This window comes from Aerococcus sp. L_32, assembly GCF_050689315.1.
In genome coordinates this window covers 1-801 of record NZ_JBOEQF010000844.1, presented here as the reverse complement: position 1 = coordinate 801, position 801 = coordinate 1, and the positions used below count along the sequence as shown (strand labels likewise).

The 801-nt window shown below is 29.7% G+C and carries 1 pseudogene; it reads left to right on the top strand.

Going from position 1 to position 801, the window contains the following annotated elements:
• Positions 1 to 232 (top strand): annotated as a pseudogene (locus ACRCJ0_RS16835) (alpha/beta hydrolase); the annotation flags it as partial.
• Between the last annotated feature and the right edge of the window lie 569 nt (positions 233 to 801).

Below are 801 nucleotides of genomic sequence, written 5' to 3'. Positions count from 1 at the left end.
CGAATGCGGGACTGAAGAAGGGGACGAGATAGATGAGATGATCATCGGTCCTTATACTGAACAGGCTTATATTACGGATGCCATTAAATATAGCCAACAGGTGATGCAGGCAGGTGTGGCGCCAGAAAATGTGTCCTTGAATATTTTCCATGGGGACGAACATTCAGAAAAATATTGGTCTAAACACCTACCAGATTGTCTACGATTTATTAGCCAAGGTTGGCCATTGTAAACTCTTATGAGTTGGTTAATATTTGATAAGTCTTCTAAAAGAATTTAAACTTATCATTTATATAAATTTAGATGAATTTAGATAAGTGACAATTTTACAACTGAAAGTTTACTCTTTATGACTTAATCGTATTTTAACGACTATGTCTTGGAAAATATTTATTGTCAAAAAAAGAATACTGTAAATATCGATATGAGGATTTACATAGTCAATTTAGTTATTTAACTAAATCGACCATGTAGATCCTCTTTTTTTGCGGTAAATTTGAGCCATCTATTTTATTCAGAAAGATATTAACTCAATATCTAAAGTAGTTAATAGGATGAACAAAGCTACCAAGTGTATACAAAATCTTCAGACCATCCTTTATGATATACAGAATTTAGATGGCCTATTTAAGCCTGTAAGACTTTTTTATAGGTGATGTATTTATCTTTAAAAATCGAAAAAAAAATAAAAAAGATTCAATCAACCATAAATAGTAAACTCATAATCAATATAATTTTCTACTCTGTTTCTAGGATAATAATTCATTTTTAAAATATCACTAAAATATAAAATCTTAACTC